Here is a 16,363-nt window from a genome sequence, read left to right as displayed (position 1 = left end):
TCGAGAACATCATCGTAGGACGCGAGCGCCCTCCGACCCCCGCTTCCCACTCTTCACCCGAACGGGTGGTTTGGCCCCCTACCGCGCCCGCAGCCGCAGGGCCGGCCGCTCGGCTTCCGCCGCCTCGTCCTGGCCGGCCCAGAGCGACCGCACATGGCTGAGGTGTCGCGTCATGCAGGCCTCCGCCGCCTCCGCGTCGCCGGTGAGCATCAGGTCCAGCAGCTCCACGTGCTCCTCCGCCGAGGACACCAGCTGCCCCAGCTCGTCCAGCCGGTTCAGCCCGTACAGCCGGGACCGCTTGCGCAGGTCCCCGACGACGTCCACCAGCCGCGCGTTGCCCGCGAGCCCCAGCAGGTCGAGGTGGAACTGCCGGTCGGCCTCCAGGTAGCCGATCAGGTCGTGCTTGCGCGCCGCCGCGACGATCGCCTCGGCCTGCGGGCGCAGTCGCTCCAGCTGTTCCCCGGTCGCCGTCCGGGTGACCAGGCCGACGGTCGGGACCTCGATCAGGGCGCGGATCCCGGTGTAGTCGTCGAGGTCGCGCTCGGTGAGCTCGGTGACCCGGAAGCCCTTGTTGCGGACGGCCTCGACCAGCCCCTCGCGGGCGAGGTCGAGCATGGCCTCGCGGACGGGGGTCGCCGAGACGCCGAAGTCGGCGGCGAGCGCGGGCGCGGAGTAGACGACGCCGGGGCGCAGTTCGCCGGAGATGAGGGCCGCCCGGAGGGCGTGGGCGACCTGGTCGCGGAGCCGCTCCTGCACGGAGATCAGGGTGCGGGATTTGAGCTCGGCCATGGTGTTCCTCCGGGTGGGTGCAGAACACCAGCGTACAATGTCACGTTACGTTGAGCGCGCAACAACCCGGGATCCGGACGCCTCGTCAAGCCCACCGCTGCCCATCGTGGCAGCGGCCGTCGACCGTGACAACGGCCGACGGCACACGATCTGCCCACACCCCCGGAGCCTCCGCGCCGACTCCGGCCACACGACCCGCCGACCCGGCACCAGGAGCAACGGACATGGGCATCGAACTCGCCCTGCACGACGGCCGCCCGAACACCGGCCGCCGCACCGCCCCGACGGTGCTGCACCTCTCCACCGACCACGGCCAGGCCCTCGCCGAGGCCCTGGCCGAGCACGCCCGCCCCACCGAGCACCGGCTCCGCCGGATCGACCCGTACGGCGACACCCACTTCAACGAGCAGGACGCGGCCGCCGCCTTCGAGGAGGCGACCGCCCTGCTCGCCCGCTGCACCACCGGGCGGCACCGCGCAGCCGTCCGCGACCTGCGCAACCTGCTCGCCAACTGCGCTGCCATTCCCGGCAGTTGGCTCAGCTGCTACGGCGACTAGACCATCAGGAAGCAGCTCGGGCCCGTCCGGCCCGGTACACCTCGGCCGCCACCGCCAGGTCCTCCCAGGCCATCCCGACGCTCTTGAAGAAGCGCGGCCGCCCGACCGGCACCAGCGCGTCGCCGCGCACCAACTCGGCCAGGTTCCACACCTGCCGTCCGACCACCCCGGCCATCAGCAGGTCCCCGGCCTCCCGGGCCGCGACGCCGCGCGCCTCCACGTACAGCTCGGCGCGTCCGACCAGCACCTCGTCCACCTCGCGGGCGGCCGGCTCGTGCGAGCCGACCGCCGCGACGGCCGCGTGCCCGGGCACCAGCGCACCGTCGAACAGCGGGGTGCGCGCCGTGGTGCAGCAGACCACGAGGTCCGCCGCCGCCACCGCCTCCGGCCCGCCCACCGTACCCGCCAGTCCGAGCCCGCGCCCGTACGCCGCGAGCGCGGCGGCCCGCCCGGCGTCGCGTGCCACCACCGTGACCCGCCGGAGCGGCCGGACGGCCAGCAGCGCGTCCAGGTGCCCGTACGCCTGCGGCCCGGAGCCGAACACCACCAGGTGCTCGGCCTCCGGCACCGCAAGCCGCGCGAGCGCCGCCGCCGTCACGGCGGGCGTGCGCAGGGCCGTGAGGGCCGCGCCGTCCAGGACGGCCAGCGGCTGCAGGGTGGGCCCGTCCAGCAGCAGGTAACTGCCGGTGATCCGGGGCAGTCCGAGCGGCGGGTTGGCCGGCGCCACCCCGGCGATCTTGACGCCCGCGAAGGGCCCGGCGGCGGCCGGCATCAGCAGCAGTTCGCCGGCCGGTACCGGTACGGCCGACCGGGCGGGTGCCGTTTCCGGGTCGAACCCGTCCAGCAACACCCGCTCGATCGCCCGCACCGCGTCGGCGGGCCCCACTCCGCCGACTCCCGGCACGGCGTACTGGAGCGGCTCAGCCGCCGCGCCGGGCAACACGGAACCGGGCAGGACGGAACCAGCCGGCACGGAACCGGGCAGGACGGAACCAGCCGGCACGGAACCGGGCAGCACGGAACCGGACGGCACGGAGGCGGTCACAGCAGGAACCCCGTCCCCAGCGAGTCCCCCGACTCCAGCAGGAACCGGTGCTCCCCGGTGCGGTGCGCCGTCCCGCCGACCTCGGTGACCACGCCCTCCGCCAGCGGGTCGCCGCCGGCGAGGACCTGCCCGGTGAACACGGTGCCGATGATCGACTCGTGCCGCAGCACCTCCCCCGGGGCGAGCCGTCCCTCGGCGGCGAGCACGGCGAGCCGGGCCGAGGTGCCGGAGCCGCAGGGCGAACGGTCGATCTGCCCGTCCGCGAAGACGGTCACGTTCCGCTGCCGCAACTCACCACCCTCGGAGGGGAGTTCGTCGTACAGCACCACTCCGTACACCCCGGACAGCAGCGGGTCCGTCGGGTGGACGACCGCCTCGGCGTCGGCCAGCAGCTCCCTGATCTCCCGCCCCGCGGCGGTGAGTTCGGGCAGCTGTCCGGGCTCCACCGCCAGCCCGAGGGCAGCGGCCGGCACCGAGGCGTAGCACGCCCCGGAGTGCGCCACCGCGACCTCGACCACCCCGCGCGAGGTGGTCACCGGCAGCTTCAGTGCGCTGACCCGGCTGGGCACGTTGCGGAAGGTCACCCCGGTGGTGCGTCCTCCGGCCCGGTGCACCAGCGCGGTGACCCGCCCGGAGGGCACGTCGATCCGCACCCGGGCCGTGCCGTCCAGGGGGGCCGGGACCAGCCCGGAGTCCACCGCCCAGGCGCCGAGCGCGATGGTGCCGTGCCCGCAGGCCGTCGAGTAGCCGTCCTTGTGCCAGAACAGCACGCCCAGGTGCGCCTCGTCGTCCGGCGGCACCAGGAAGCCGCCGTACATCCCGGCGTGCCCGCGCGGCTCCCGGACGAGCAGCTGCCGCACGCTGTCCAGCGCGCCGGGCCGGGGCGCGGTGGCGCTGCCCCCCGCGCCGAGCGCGATGGCCCGGCGCTCGGCGACGCTGTCGCCGGGGATCGGGGGCAGCCCGCCCAGCACGATCCGGAACGGCTCGCCGGCCGTGTGGTAGTCGACGGTGTCGACGCGGTGCTCGGCGCGGTGCTCGACGCGGTGCTCGGCACGGTGCTCGGCGCGGGCGCCCATCAGGCGGTCCCGCCCGGCAGCACGCTGACGGTACGGCTGACGGTGTAGAAGTCCAGTGCGGCCAGGCCCTGTTCGCGGTCGCCGTGGCTCGCGCCCTTGGCCCCGCCGAAGGGCAGGTGGAAGTCGACGCCGCTGGAGGGGGCGTTGACCCGGATCATGCCCGCGTCCAGCCGGTCGGCGGCGGCCAGCGCCGCGTCCAGGCTGCGGGTGTGCACCGAGGTGGCGAGGCTGTGCGGGGTGTCGTTGGCGAGCGCGATCGCCTCGTCCAGGTCGGCCGCCCGGTGCAGCACCGCGACCGGGCCGAAGAACTCCTCGCGGGCCAGCGGGTGTTCGGCCGGCACGTCGGCGAGCAGGGTCGGTTCGACGTACCAGCCGGTCCGCTCGGGCACGCCGCCACCGGCCAGCAGTTCGGCCCCCGCGGCCACCGCCGAGTCGACGGCGAGCGTCAGCCGCTCCCGCGCGGCGGCGTTGATCACCGGTCCGCACACCGCGTCGTCGACCGCCGCCAGCGCCTTGACCAGCGCCTCGCGCAGCGGCGGGTACGCCGCACCGACCGCGATCACCCGGCTGGTGGCGGTGCACTTCTGCCCGGCGTACCCGGCCACGGCGGCCGCGATGTGCCCGGCGGCCAGCTCGATGTCCGCGTCCGGAAGCACCAACGCGGCGTTCAGGCCGCCGAGTTCGGCCTGCACCGGGACCCCGCGCCCGGTGGCGGCCCGGACCACCTCGCGCCCCACACCGGTCGAACCGGTGAAGGACACCACGTCCACCGCGTCGACCAGCGCCGCGCCCTCCTCGGCGCCGCCGGGCAGCACCGTGAGCACGTCCGCGGGCAAGCCGGCCAGGCCGGCCAGCTCGGCCAGCCGCAGCGCGCACGCGGTCGCCTCCGGCGCCGGCTTCAGCACCACGGTGTTGCCGACCGCCAGCGCCGGCGCGGCCTTCCAACTCGGGATCGCCAGCGGGAAGTTCCAGGGCGCGATCAGCCCGGCCACCCCGTACGGGCGCCGCCGGGTGAGCAGCAGTCCGGGCCCGGCGGCCGTCTCGTGCACCGCCCCGGACGGCACGTACGGCGCCTGCGCGTAGTACCGCCAGATCGCCGCCGTCCGGGCGACCTCGCCGCGCGCCTCGGCGAGCGGCTTGCCGACCTCGCGCACGATCAGCGCGGCCAGCTCCCCGGCGTGCGCCTCGACCGCCTCCGCGATCCGCCCCAGCGCCGCCGACCGGGCCCCCGCCCCGGCCGCGAGCCAGCCGCCCTGGGCGGCCCGGGCCCGTCCGACGGCGGCCCGCACGGCCTCGGCGCCGGGCGCCTCGACCGCGACCACCAGGTCGGTCGGATCAGCGGGGTTGTACGAGGTGATGCTCACGACTACCAGCCCTTCCACACAGGTTCGAGATCAATCGTCAGAGCAGGAAGCCCGCCGGGAACGGGTCGTCCGGGTCGAGGAAGTACTGGGCGGTGCCGGTGACCCAGGCCCGCCCGGTGACGGTGGGCACCACCGCGGGCCGCCCGGCGACCTCGGTCTCCTCGACCAGCCGCCCGGTGAAGGTCGTCCCGATGAAGGAGTCGTTGCGGAAGTCGCGCCCGAGCGGCAGTTCGCCGCGGGCGTGCAGCTGCGCCATCCGCGCCGAGGTGCCGGTACCGCAGGGCGAACGGTCGAACCAGCCGGGGTGGATGGCCATCGCGTGCCGGGAGTGCTCGGCGGTGGAGCCGGGGGCGAGCAGCTGGACGTGGTGGCAGCCGTGGATCGACGGGTCCTCCGGGTGCACCGGCCGGTCGGGGCCCGCGTTGACGGCGGCCATCAGGGCCAGGCCCGCGTCCAGGATCTCCTGCTTGCGCTCGCGCTCGAAGGGCAGCCCGAACTCGGCGAGCGGCAGGATGGCGTAGAAGTTGCCGCCGTACGCGAGGTCGTAGCCGACCGTGCCGTAGCCGGGCACCTCGATCTTGCGGTCCAGCGCGACGGAGTACGAGGCCACGTTGCGGATGGTGACCGCCTTGGCGGCACCGCCCTCGACCCGCACCTCGGCGACGACCAGCCCGGCGGGCGTGTCCAGCCGCACCGTGGTGACCGGCTCGACCACCGGCACCATCCCGGTCTCGACCAGCACGGTGGCGACCCCGATGGTGCCGTGCCCGCACATCGGCAGCAGCCCGGAGACCTCGATGTAGAGCACCCCGAAGTCGGCGTCCGGCCGGGTGGGCGGCTGCAGGACGGCACCGCTCATCGCGGCGTGCCCGCGCGGTTCGTACATCAGCAGGGTGCGGAAGTGGTCCAGGTGCTGCTGGAAGTGCACCCGGCGCTCGGCCATGGTGGCACCGGGGATGACGCCGAAGCCGCCGGTGATGACCCGGGTCGGCATGCCCTCGGTGTGCGAGTCGACGGCGTGGAACACGTGACGGCTCCGCATGGCCTCACAACTCCCTCTGAGAAAGGTTCCGCGAATGGTTCGGTCGAGGCCGGCTGCCCGCACAGCCGGCCCGGGGGTTCAGGCGGTCAGGCGAGCCCCTCGGCCAGCGCCTTCTCGGTGGCCGCACGGACGACCGCCTCGATCTCCGGGAGCAGCGGCTGACGCGGCGCCCGGACCGGGCCGCCGGGGCGGCCGGCGATGTCCATGGAGAGCTTGATGGCCTGGACGAACTCGGTCTTCGAGTCCCAACGGAACAGCGAGTGCAGTGACTTGTACAGCGGCAGCGCGGTCTCCAGGTCCAGCGAGACGGCGGCGTCGTAGAGCGCGACCGAGGCCTCCGGCAGCGCGTTGGGGTACCCGGCGATCCACCCGACGGCCCCGGCCAGCGCCAGCTCCAGCAGGACGTCGTCGGCCCCGATCAGCAGGTCCAGCCCGGGGGCCAGCTCGGCGATTTCGTACGCCCGGCGGACGTCCCCGGTGAACTCCTTGACCGCCACGATCGAGCCCTCGCCGTGCAGTTGGGCGAGCAGCGGGGGCACCAGGTCGACCTTGGTGTCGATCGGGTTGTTGTACGCGACGACCGGCAGGCCGGCCTTGGCGACCTCGGCGTAGTGGGCGCGCACCGAGCCGTGGTCGGCCCGGTAGGCGTTCGGCGGCAGCAGCAGCACGGAGCCGGCCCCGGCCTCGGCGGCCTGCTCGGCCCAACGGCGGGACTCGGCGCTGCCGTACGCGGCGACGCCGGGCATGACCCGGGCGCCGTCGCCGGCCGCCTCGACCGCCACCTCGACGATCCGGGCGCGCTCCTCAGCGGTGAGCGTCTGGTACTCGCCCAGCGAGCCGTTGGGCACCACGCCGTCACAACCGGCCTCGATCAGGCCGCGGACGTGCTCGGCGTAGGCGTCGTAGTCGACGGAGTGGTCCGGGCGCAGCGGGATCGTGGTGGCGACCATGATGCCGCGCCAGGGGCGGGTGGTGTCACGAGGGGTGATGGACACGGTGTACTCCTTGGTGAGGTGTGACATTTTATTAGAGGAGACGGGCCGGAGACAAGAGTCCCCTGCCCGCGCGTTCGGCGGATAGGGCCCGAGCGGCCCTAATCGGCCTCGGCCGACGGACCCGGATCCGCCGAGACGGCGACGGAGGCGGCCCCGTCGGCCCCCGCGGCCAGCTGGGCGAGCGGCACCGGGCAGGCGAACGGCCGCCGGTCCGCCCCCGGCTCGTCCGCACCGGACAGCCGGGCCACGGCCGGGCCGCACATCCGCCCCTGGCACCAGCCCATCCCGGCCCGGGTGAGCAGCTTGACGGTCCGGGGGTCGCCCGCGCCCAGTTCCTCCACCGCCTCCCGGATCCGCGCGACCGGCACCTCCTCGCACCGGCACACGTCGGTGTCCGGCCGCAGCCACCCGGTCCAGCCGGGCCCCGGCCGGTGCGCGGCCGCCATCAGCGCGGCGAAGGCCCGCAACCGTGCGCGGCGGCGCAGCAGGGACCGCCCGGGCCGCTCCCCCGCGGCCGCCCGGCCGGCGAGGTCCCCGGCGATCGCGTGCGCGGCCAACTCCCCCTCGGCGAGCGCGAGGTCCGCGCCGCCGACGCCGTTGGTCTCCCCCGCGGACCAGAGGCCGGGGACGGAGGTGCGCAGCCGGGCGTCGACCCGCAGCGCGACCGCGCCGTCCGCCCCGGCGACGGTGGCCGCGCCGAGTTCGACGGCCAGCTCGATCTGCGGCAGCAGCCCGTGGCCGACGGCGAGCGCGTCGCACTCGATCCGTCGTCCGGTGCCGGGCAGCGGCCGCCAGTCGGCGTCCAGCCGGGCGACCGTGACGGCGGTGACCCGGTCCGTCCCGTGCGCCTCCACCACCGCGCTGCGGGGCCGCAGCCGGACGCCGTGCCGCAGCAGCGCCCGGCCGTGCCCGGCGCCCTCGACCAGCTTGGCGGGGACGGCCGCCAGCACGCCGGGGCGCCGGGCGTACCCGAGGTAGGCCGTCGCCTCGACCACCGCCGGGACCTCGGCCCCGGCGGTGACCAGTGAGGAGGCCGCCGCGAGCAGCAGCGGCCCGCTGCCGGCCACCACGATCCGCCGGCCGGGCAGCACCAGCCCGGCCTTGAGCATGGCCTGGGCGCCGCCCGCGGTGACCACACCGGGCAGGGTCCAGCCGGGGAAGGGCAGTTGCCGTTCGTAGGCCCCGGTGGCGAGCAGGACGGTCCGGGCCCGGACGGTGGCCCGGTCACCGGCCTCCGGCCCGCGGGTGACGTGCACCGCGAAGCCCCGCCCGGTCCGTTCCAGCGCCCACACCTGGTGGCCGCCGCGGAACACCGCCCGCCCGGAGCGCTCGTGGGCGTCCAGCCGCTCGGCCAGCCCGGTGTAGACCGACCAGCCGTGGTGCAGCCGGTCCGGGCGGGCCGCGCCGAGACCCGGCGCCGGGTGCCGGTAGTACTGCCCGCCGCTGCGCTGCCCGCCGTCGAGCAGGACGCAGCGCAGCCCGAGGTCGGCGGCGGTGACGGCGGCGGCCAGCCCCGCGGGCCCGGCACCCACCACGGCGAGGTCGAAGACCCCCGACGCCTCGAACGCCCCCGACACCCCTGACCCCTCAGGCACCCCAGAAGCCTCCGGCGACGCGAACGACTCGAACGACTCAGACGACTCAGACGGCGAGGTCGGCACGGCCGTGGCCCTCCTGGGTGGTGACGACGGTGCCCGGTTCGGCGGGCAGCAGACAGGTGCGCTGGTTGGGCCGGCCGTCCACGACGGCCAGGCAGTCGAAGCAGGCGCCGATCCCGCAGAACACCCCGCGCGGCCGCCCGCCGACCCGGGTGGTGCGCCAGGAGAGCACGCCGTCGGCCCAGAGCGCGGCGGCGATCGACTGCCCGGGCAGGGCGGCGACGGGGCGGCCGTCGAACTCGATCTGGTGGGCGGGGCCGGGCGCGGCCTCGACCAGCCCGGCGGGGGTGCGGCGACGGGTCACCGGATGCTCCATTCCAAGGGTCCTGAATTCCGGGGGTCCTGAACGGGGGCTCAGGCGACCGGGAACCGGTCGGGTCGGAACGGCGTGAGGTCCAGCTCCGGCTGCTTGCCGGTGAGCTGTTCGCTGATCAGCAGCCCGGTGGCCGGCGCCAGCCCGATCCCGGCGCCCTCGTGCCCGCAGGCGTGGTAGAGACCGGGTACCCGGGGGTCCGCCCCGACGGCCGGCAGGTGGTCCGGCAGGTACGGCCGGAAGCCCCGGTAGGCACGCATCACGGCGACCCCGGCGAGCACCGGGAACAGGGCCGCGGCCTGGCCGGCCAGCCGGCGCAGCACCTCCTGGGAGAGCGTGCGGTCGAAGCCGACCCGCTCCCGGCTGGCGCCGATCAGCACCGGCCCGCCCGGCGTCCCCTCGACCACGGCCGAGGTCTGCAGCCCGGCGGAGCCGCTGGCCACGTCGGCCACGTAGTCGGCGGCGTACACCTTGTGCCGGACGATCCGCGGCAGCGGCTCGGTGACCAGGACGAAGCCCCGCCGGGGCAGCACCGGCAGCCGCACCCCGGCGAGCGCGGCCAACTCGCCGCCCCAGGTGCCCGCCGCGTTGACCACGGCGGGCGCGGCCAGCCGGCGCCGGTCGGTCCGGACGCCGCGCACGGCGCCGTCCGGCCCCCGGTCCACGGCCGTCACGTTCTCCCCGGTGAACAGCTCGGCGCCGGCCCGACGGGCCTCGCGCAGCAGGTGGGCGGCGGCCAGGGCGGGCTGCACCTGGGCGTCCTGCGGGTAGTGGAAGCCGCCCGCCAGTCCGGGCGCGAGGTGCGGCTCCAGCTCGCGCAGCCGGTCCGCCGGGACCTCCTCGGCGGTCACCCCGGCGGCGGCCTGCCCGGCGGCGAAGGCCCGCAGCGCCTGCTGCCCGGCGGTCGTGGCGGCGACCACCACCCCGCCCTTCGGCTCGTACTCCACGGCCGGGCCGAGCAGCTCGGCGAGTTCCCGCCAGAGCCGGGTGCTGAGCAGCGCGAGGTCGAGCTCGGGCCCGGGTTCCTTGTCCGAGACCAGCAGGTTGCCCTCGCCCGCCCCGGTGGTGCCCCCGGCCACCGGCCCGCGGTCCACGACGGCGACGGCGAGCCCGGCACGGGCGGCGTAGTAGGCGCAGGCGGCGCCGACCACGCCGGCGCCGACCACGACGACGTCCAGGAGAGGTCTCTGGGTCTTCAGCACGTCAGTAATATGTCACATGCCATCCATCGTGCCAAGAGCACACCCCCTCCCCGCGAGGCGCCGGGAAACCCCGCGAGACCCCGGGAAGGCCGAGTGAGTAGACCCGAGGGAACCCGAAGACGCCCGAGACGCCGAACGGCCCCGGCCCCCGCACCAGGCGGAGGACCGGGGCCGTCGGCGGCCCGTCGGATCAGGTGATGTCGTCCATCTGCTCCCGGCGCGCGGTCGGCACCGGTGCGGCACCCGCCTCCGGGGTCGCCGAGGCCTGGACCAGCTCCGTCCCCTCCACCGACTGCACCGTGAGGTCCACCTGCGAGGCCTCCTCGTCGTCCAGCTCGGCGTCCGGGTTGTTCCGGCGCTTGCGCCGGTCGTTCAGGAGCGCGATGCCCACCGCGACGAAGTACAGCGCCCAGATCGGCGCGGCCAGCGCCAGCATGCTCAGCGGGTCGGCGCTCGGCGTGGCGAAGGCCGCGAACACCGTGATCCCCATGACCATGCCGCGCCACCAGCCGAGCAGCCGCTTGCCGGTGATGATCCCGACCTGGTTCAGCATCACCAGCAGCAGCGGGAACTCGAAGGCGAGGCCGAAGACCAGCACCATCCGGGTCGCGATGTCGAAGTAGTCCTCGGGCGGCAGGATCGGCGTGGTGCCGTTCGGGGTGAACGAGATCAGCACCTGGACCGTGGTCGGCAGGGTCAGGATCGCCACGCCCACACCGGCCAGGAACAGCGGCGCCCCGCAGAGCATGAAGATGACCGTGTACTTCTTCTCGTGCCTGTGCAGGCCGGGCGCCACGAAGGCCCACACCTGGTAGAGCCAGATCGGCACCGTGCCGACCACGCCGGCGGTCAGCGAGACCTTGAGCATCCAGGTGAAACCGGCGGTCAGGCCGATGTTGGAGACCTGGGCGCACTTGCCGCCGTACTGCCCGGAGGTCTCCTTGGTGCACTGCGGCAGCGGCTCCAGCAGGAAGGTCTCGATCTGCTTGTGGTAGATCGCCGCGATGATGGTGATCACCACGATCGCCAGGACCGACTTGACCACGCGGTTGCGCAGTTCCCGCAGGTGGTCGGCGAGGGCCATCCGCCCCTCAGGATCCTTGGGCGCCTTCTGCGGCGCCTTGGAGAGCTTGCTCAACCCCGGTCCTCAACTCGTGCGTCGAGGCCCGCCGGTCGACGGGCCTCCGTGGTCGCGTGCGTCGCGCGCGCCGTGTGCTCCGGGTACGTCACGTACCTCACGTACGTCGGGTACCTCACGCGCACCGCGCTCAGTGCGGGCGGTCGCCGCCGGGCGCGCCCGACCCGGCGCCGGGCTCGGCCACCGGACGGGCCGTGGCCGAGGCCCCCGGAGCGGACTGGACGGTCCTGACCGTCGGCTCCGCCGCGACCTGCGGCGGTGCCGGCGGCTCGGCCGGTGCGGCGCCGTCCGGCTCGTTCTCCGAGCGCATCGCCTTGGCCTCGCTCTTCAGGATCCGCATCGACTGGCCCAACGACCGTGCCAGATCGGGCAGCCGCTTGGCCCCGAACAGCACGATGGCCACCACCACGACCAGCACGATCGCGGTCATCGAGAAGCGCATGCGCCGACCACCTTCCGCATCCGCGGCCCGGCGGGCCGCCTGCCGCGGATGGTAACCGCTGCGGGTGACGCCCCGACGAAGGCCGCCCGAACAAGGACAGCGGCCCCCGGTTCGCAGTTCAGGAGCCACTTGAGAGCGTAACCCGCCCCTACCCCCGCGCAGCAGCCCCCGTACCGCCCGCGCCCCGACTGTGCTACCGGCCGGGCTCTCCCCGGCCGCCGGGAACGGCCGCGGCCAGCTCCTCCGACGCCCCGGTCAGCGCCCGCGCGGCCGCGTCCACGCCCTTGGCCAGCGCCCGCACGTCCAGCCAGAGCCGGATCGCGAGGACCCCGAGGACCAGCAGGCCGGCGGTGGCGAGCAGGACGGCGGCGACGAGCATCCAGGACATGCGCCCCACCCTATACGGGCCGGTACGGGGGCCACCCCGCCGCCGGGACGGGCCGCGGGGTCACCCCTCCGCCGGGACGAGCCGCATGGTGCGCACCCCCGCCCCGGTGAGCGCCTCGACGATCTTCTCCCCGGCGGCCTTGCGCACCGCCGCCCCGCACAGCGGGCAGCCGAAGCTGTAGTGCGCCTGCGCCGGGGTCCGGCCGAGGGTCAGCCGGAACTCCTCCGCCGGGAGCTCGACCTTCTCCCGGCACTGCGAGCAGTACACCTTGAATCTCGTCCCGGGCTCCACCGCTCAGACCCGCCCCTCCCCGTAGGCGGCCAGCGCCTCCCGCGCGGCCGAGCGCGCCTGCTCGGCCAGTTCGGGCGGCGAGACGATCCGGCCGTCCCGGCCCAGCCGCAGCGCCAGCGGGCGCAGCTGGGAGGGGTCGGCGCTGCGCAGGGTGATCCGCAGCCCGCCGTCGGGCAGTTCCTCGGCCCGGTCGTGGGTGTAGTACTCGGCGACCCAGCGGCCGCCGGAGGACACCTCGACCACCACCTCCGGGTCGTCCGCCGCCGGGTTGACCAGCCCGCCGCTCAGGTCCCGCGGCTCGCGCCGGGGCGGGTCGGCCGGGACGTCCAGGACGCGGATCTCGGCGACCCGGTCCAGCCGGAACATCCGGTGGTCCTCCGAGGTGCGGCACCAGGCTTCCAGGTAGGTGTGGCCCTCGGTGAGCAGCCGGATCGGGTCGACCTCGCGCTCGGTCATCCCGCCGCGCCCGTGCGAGTAGTAGCGCAGCCAGAGCCGGCGGCCCTCGCTGAGCGCGCGGTCGATGTCGGCGAAGACGTGGCTCTCGGCCTCGAAGGTCACGCCGACCCGGGCGCTGCTCTCGGCGCTCTCCCCCGCCGCGTTCTCGATCTTGGCGACGGCCCGGGTGAGCGCCTCACGGTCCCCGGCCCGCAGGCCCGGCAGCCCGGCCACCGCCCGCGCGGCGACCAGCAGCGCGGTGGCCTCGTCGGCGGCCAGCCGCAGCGGCTGGGCCACGTCGTCGACGTTGTGCCACCAGATCCGCTCGCCGTCGGTGTCGATGTCGAGCAGGTCGCCGCCGCGGAAGCTGGTGCCGCACATCGGCAGCACGTTGAGGTCCCCGATCAGCTCGCGCTCGCTGATCCCGAACGCCCGGGCCACCTCGGCGACCTCGGCCCCGGGCCGCTCGCGCAGGTAGGTGACCAGCGACAGCATCCGTCGCGTCTGGTCGATGGCGTTACTCACGCTTCCGCTCCTTCAAGCCCCGCGACCGCCCGCAGCCGGTCGACCACATCCGCCCGCAGTTCCTCCGGCCCGAGCACCAGCACGTCCGGCCCGAACTCCGCGAGGTCGGCGCCCAGCCCGTTGCCGTACGGGATCTCCAGCTCGTCCCAGTCCCCGTCCACCCGGGCGCTGGCCAGCGCCTTGGTGCGCAGCGGGAAGCCGGCGTCCCGGCGGACCCGGACGGTCGCGGTGGCGGTGGCCCCCTCGCCCGCGAACTTGGCCACGGTGGCCCGGACGTCGACGTGCTCCGGCACGGTGCCGAGGAAGGCGCCGCCCTTGGCCCGCACCTTGCCGGTGATCCGGCTGAGCCGGAACACCCGGGCGTCGCCGCGGTCCCGGTCGTACCCGGCCAGGTACCAGTGCCCGCGCCAGCACTCCAGCGCCCACGGCTCGACGCTGCGCAGCTCGACGGCGGCGGCCCCGGCCTTGCGGTACTCGAAGGTGACCGGACGGCGGTCCCGGGCGGCGGTGAGCAGCGGCTCGAACGCGGCCTCCCGGGCGGGGATCCGCGGCTCCAGGGCGGTGCGGCCCTCGGCCTCGGTGAACGGCACCCCGGCCGCGCGCAGCTTCTGCAGCGCGCCGCTGGCCGCACCGGACATCTTGGCCTGCTGCCAGACCCGGGCGGCCAGGGTGAGCGCGGCCGCCTCCTCGGCGTCCAGCGCGATCTCCGGCAGCCGGTTGCGGTCGGCGCGGGCCAGGTAGCCGAGCTCGCCGTCCAGCGCGTTCTCGTCGACGTCGATCACCAGGCCGAGCTCGCGCAGGTCGTCCTTGTCCCGCTCGAACATCCGGTTGAAGGCGTCCTCGCTGCTGTTCTGCCAGGCCTCGCGGTACGCCTCGATGGATTCCCGCAGCTCCTTCTTGGAGAGCGGACGTCTGGTGTTCATCAGGCACAGGGCGAGATTCATCAGCCGCTCTGCCTTGGCGATCGCCATCGCTGACCCTTCCGGTGTGCCGCGCCGCGCGCGGGGTGCGCCAACCGGGAGATCCTCACCCGGCGGGACCGACCGTACCGGTAGCGGTACGCACTGCAAAAGCCGCGTCCGGAAACACCGCCGCCCCGAACCCCGGGAGGGGTTCGGGGCGGCGCCGCAGCAGGCTCAGACGCCCAGCAGGTCGACCACGAAGATCAGGGTCGAGTGCGGCGGGATGGCCGGGGTCGGCGACTGCGCGCCGTAGGCCAGCCGCGACGGGATGGTCAGCTCGCGACGGCCTCCGACCTTCATGCCGACGACGCCCTGGTCCCAGCCCTTGATGACCCGGCCGCCGCCCAGCGGGAAGCGGAACTCGTTCGGGCTCCGGTTCCAGCTCGCGTCGAACTCCTCGCCGGTCTCGAAGGTCACGCCGACGTAGCGGACGCTGACGACCTGACCCGACTTGGCCTCGTCGCCGTCACCCACGACGATGTCGCGGATCTGCAGCTCCGTCGGGGCGTCGCCGATCGGGAAGTCGATCTCGGGCTTCTCGTTCAGGTTCACAGCCATGGTCCCTCTTCTCACGTTCGCAATTCCACACACGACCAAGCGGCGGGCGCCCGCACCCCGGTCCGTTCCAGGACCACGGTACGGGCGCCCGCCGCCCGTCGGGACCCGGCCACGCGGCCGGTCCCGAAGGTCACACGCCGTCTATTGTCACCGAAAAGTGGATCAGCCCTGACCGGCGTCGAGGATGTCCACCACGAAGACCAGGGTCGCGCCGGGCGGGATGTCGCCCTGGCCCTTGTCCCCGTATCCCAGCGAGGCCGGGATGACCAGCTCGACCCGGCTGCCGACGGTCTGGCCCACCAGCCCCTGGTCCCAGCCCTGGATGACCTGGCCGCCGCCGACCGGGAAGGAGAACGCCTGGCCCTTGCTGAGCGAGGAGTCGAAGACCTTGCCGTCCTTGGCCAGCGCGCCGGTGTACTGGACGACGACCTTCTCGCCCTTCTCCACCGCCGGCCCGGTGCCCTTGATCAGGACGTGGGTCTTCAGCTCGGTCGGGTCCTTGGCGCCGGCCACCGGGGTGATCTCGGCCGGCTTCTTGCCGTTGTCCTTGACCTGCGGGAAGTCCGCGGGCGGCGGGGTGACGGTACCGCTCACCACGGCGTCGGGCGCGCTGGTGTTGCGGATGTCGATCACGAAGATCAGGTCGTCCTTGGCGCCGATCGACATGTCCGGCTTGCCCTGGGAGCCGAAGCCGGCGGCCGGCGGGGCCACCACCAGCACCCGGCTGCCGGCCTTCTTCCCGATCACGGCCTGGTCCAGCGCGGGGATCAGCGCGTCCGTGCCGGCCTGGAAGATCTGCGGCTTGCCGTTGTTGTCGTAGGAGCTCGGGATGTCCTTGCCGGTGTTCCAGTCCTTGGCGGTGTAGTCCACCGAGGTCCAGTTGTTCTTGTCCACCTTCGGGCCGCTGCCCTCGGAGAGCACCTTCACCACGAAGGAGCCGTCGGAGGCCTCACCCGGCACCTGGATCTCGGCCTTCTTGCCGAAGTCGCCGGCCACGGTCGGCAGCACCTTGGCGCTGTCCTTGATCGGCGGCACCGGCTCGGCGGTCGGCGTGGGCGGCGCGGACTTCGTCGCGTCCGGCTTGGCCGCCGACGCGGCGTCGTCCTTGGAGCCGTCCTTGTTGACCATGTACAGGGTCACGCCGCTGCCGACCAGCAGCAGGGCGATCACCGTGCCGAGGATCACGCCCAGCCGGCCGACGCCGGGCGGGTTCTCGTCGTACCCGGCCTCCGAGCTGTCGCTCTTGCGCACGTTGCTGGCGAAGATCTGCGGGGCGTCGTCCTCGTCCGTCTTGGTCCCGCCCGCCGGCCGCGGCTTCTCGCCGGGCTGCGCCCAGCCGGCCTGCTGCGCCAGGATCGCCGGGGGCACGACGATCGACTCGCGGTCCGCGGCGACCGGGCCGCCGGGGCGGGAGGCGGCCGGGTCACCCGCAGAGCTGTCGTTCGCCGCGGTGCCGGCCCCGCCCGGGCTCGGCGTCTTCTCAGTCATGACTCCCCATCCATCTCGCCACGAGGTCTTCCAGGTCTGCGCCCGGCGTGGTGAGCGCCGGTCTGCCGCCGCACGGTCCGCCCCCGGACCTCGGC

The 16,363-nt window shown here is 74.7% G+C and carries 18 protein-coding genes; 1 reads left to right on the top strand and 17 read right to left on the bottom strand.

The window, feature by feature from the left end; translation table 11 throughout:
* Positions 1-78 precede the first annotated feature (78 nt).
* Complete coding sequence (locus tag AB0O91_RS01965; RefSeq protein ID WP_363427171.1) at positions 79-789, bottom strand: GntR family transcriptional regulator; 711 nt, start codon at positions 787-789, stop codon at positions 79-81.
* Between the two features lie 224 nt (positions 790-1,013).
* Here AB0O91_RS01965 and AB0O91_RS01960 point away from each other — a divergent pair, with 224 nt between their 5' ends.
* Positions 1,014-1,346, top strand: coding sequence for a hypothetical protein (locus AB0O91_RS01960; protein ID WP_363427170.1), 333 nt, complete (start codon positions 1,014-1,016; stop codon positions 1,344-1,346).
* Positions 1,347-1,350: 4 nt separating this feature from the next.
* On the opposite strand, the gene AB0O91_RS01955 is transcribed toward AB0O91_RS01960, so the two are convergent.
* The 16 genes from AB0O91_RS01955 to AB0O91_RS01880 all read right to left on the bottom strand — a co-directional run bounded on the left by AB0O91_RS01955 (position 1,351) and on the right by AB0O91_RS01880 (position 16,268).
* Complete coding sequence (locus AB0O91_RS01955) at positions 1,351-2,232, bottom strand: ornithine cyclodeaminase family protein (protein WP_363427169.1); 882 nt, start codon at positions 2,230-2,232, stop codon at positions 1,351-1,353.
* A gap of 155 nt (positions 2,233-2,387) precedes the next feature.
* Positions 2,388-3,467: a proline racemase family protein gene (locus tag AB0O91_RS01950; RefSeq protein ID WP_363427168.1), complete on the bottom strand. Its 1,080-nt coding sequence runs from the start codon at positions 3,465-3,467 to the stop codon at positions 2,388-2,390.
* The gene (locus tag AB0O91_RS01945) at positions 3,467-4,831 is read right to left on the bottom strand and encodes an aldehyde dehydrogenase family protein (protein ID WP_363427167.1); all 1,365 of its coding nucleotides are present in this window, start codon (positions 4,829-4,831) and stop codon (positions 3,467-3,469) included. The genes AB0O91_RS01950 and AB0O91_RS01945 overlap by 1 nt, the downstream gene beginning before the upstream one ends.
* Before the next feature lie 37 nt (positions 4,832-4,868).
* On the bottom strand, positions 4,869-5,873 hold the full coding sequence (locus tag AB0O91_RS01940; protein WP_363427166.1) for a proline racemase family protein: 1,005 nt from the start codon (positions 5,871-5,873) through the stop codon (positions 4,869-4,871).
* A gap of 86 nt (positions 5,874-5,959) precedes the next feature.
* A complete protein-coding gene (locus AB0O91_RS01935) occupies positions 5,960-6,868 on the bottom strand; it encodes a dihydrodipicolinate synthase family protein (RefSeq protein WP_363427165.1) in 909 nt (302 codons plus the stop codon).
* A gap of 98 nt (positions 6,869-6,966) precedes the next feature.
* Complete coding sequence (locus tag AB0O91_RS01930) at positions 6,967-8,445, bottom strand: NAD(P)/FAD-dependent oxidoreductase (RefSeq protein WP_363427164.1); 1,479 nt, start codon at positions 8,443-8,445, stop codon at positions 6,967-6,969.
* 64 nt (positions 8,446-8,509) lie between these two features.
* Entirely contained in the window at positions 8,510-8,842 is a 333-nt protein-coding gene (locus tag AB0O91_RS01925; protein ID WP_363427163.1) for a (2Fe-2S)-binding protein, read from the bottom strand.
* Between the two features lie 38 nt (positions 8,843-8,880).
* Positions 8,881-10,038 carry an FAD-dependent oxidoreductase gene (locus AB0O91_RS01920; protein WP_363427389.1) on the bottom strand — a complete coding sequence of 386 codons (1,158 nt, stop codon included), beginning with the start codon at positions 10,036-10,038 and terminating at the stop codon, positions 8,881-8,883.
* Between the two features lie 193 nt (positions 10,039-10,231).
* A complete protein-coding gene (gene tatC / locus AB0O91_RS01915; RefSeq protein WP_363427162.1) occupies positions 10,232-11,179 on the bottom strand; it encodes a twin-arginine translocase subunit TatC in 948 nt (315 codons plus the stop codon).
* Positions 11,180-11,309: 130 nt separating this feature from the next.
* Complete coding sequence (tatA, locus tag AB0O91_RS01910; protein ID WP_363427161.1) at positions 11,310-11,621, bottom strand: Sec-independent protein translocase subunit TatA; 312 nt, start codon at positions 11,619-11,621, stop codon at positions 11,310-11,312.
* Positions 11,622-11,814: 193 nt separating this feature from the next.
* A complete protein-coding gene (locus AB0O91_RS01905) occupies positions 11,815-12,009 on the bottom strand; it encodes a hypothetical protein (RefSeq protein ID WP_363427160.1) in 195 nt (64 codons plus the stop codon).
* A 60-nt stretch (positions 12,010-12,069) separates the two neighbouring features.
* On the bottom strand, positions 12,070-12,276 hold the full coding sequence (locus AB0O91_RS01900) for a hypothetical protein (RefSeq protein WP_363427159.1): 207 nt from the start codon (positions 12,274-12,276) through the stop codon (positions 12,070-12,072).
* Positions 12,277-12,303: 27 nt separating this feature from the next.
* Positions 12,304-13,230, bottom strand: coding sequence for a WYL domain-containing protein (locus AB0O91_RS01895; RefSeq protein ID WP_363427388.1), 927 nt, complete (start codon positions 13,228-13,230; stop codon positions 12,304-12,306).
* 26 nt (positions 13,231-13,256) lie between these two features.
* Positions 13,257-14,231, bottom strand: a complete 975-nt coding sequence (locus tag AB0O91_RS01890; protein ID WP_363427158.1) for a WYL domain-containing protein — start codon at positions 14,229-14,231, stop codon at positions 13,257-13,259.
* A 165-nt stretch (positions 14,232-14,396) separates the two neighbouring features.
* A complete protein-coding gene (locus tag AB0O91_RS01885; RefSeq protein ID WP_363427157.1) occupies positions 14,397-14,780 on the bottom strand; it encodes an FKBP-type peptidyl-prolyl cis-trans isomerase in 384 nt (127 codons plus the stop codon).
* A gap of 162 nt (positions 14,781-14,942) precedes the next feature.
* Positions 14,943-16,268 (bottom strand): FKBP-type peptidyl-prolyl cis-trans isomerase, encoded by a 1,326-nt coding sequence (locus AB0O91_RS01880; protein WP_363427156.1) that lies wholly within the window; start codon positions 16,266-16,268, stop codon positions 14,943-14,945.
* Positions 16,269-16,363 lie beyond the last annotated feature (95 nt).

The organism is Kitasatospora sp. NPDC089797, assembly GCF_040684795.1.
Taxonomy (GTDB): Bacteria; Actinomycetota; Actinomycetes; order Streptomycetales; family Streptomycetaceae; genus Kitasatospora.
Note: the sequence above shows the minus strand (reverse complement) of the source record. Positions and strands in the feature narration are given on the sequence as shown.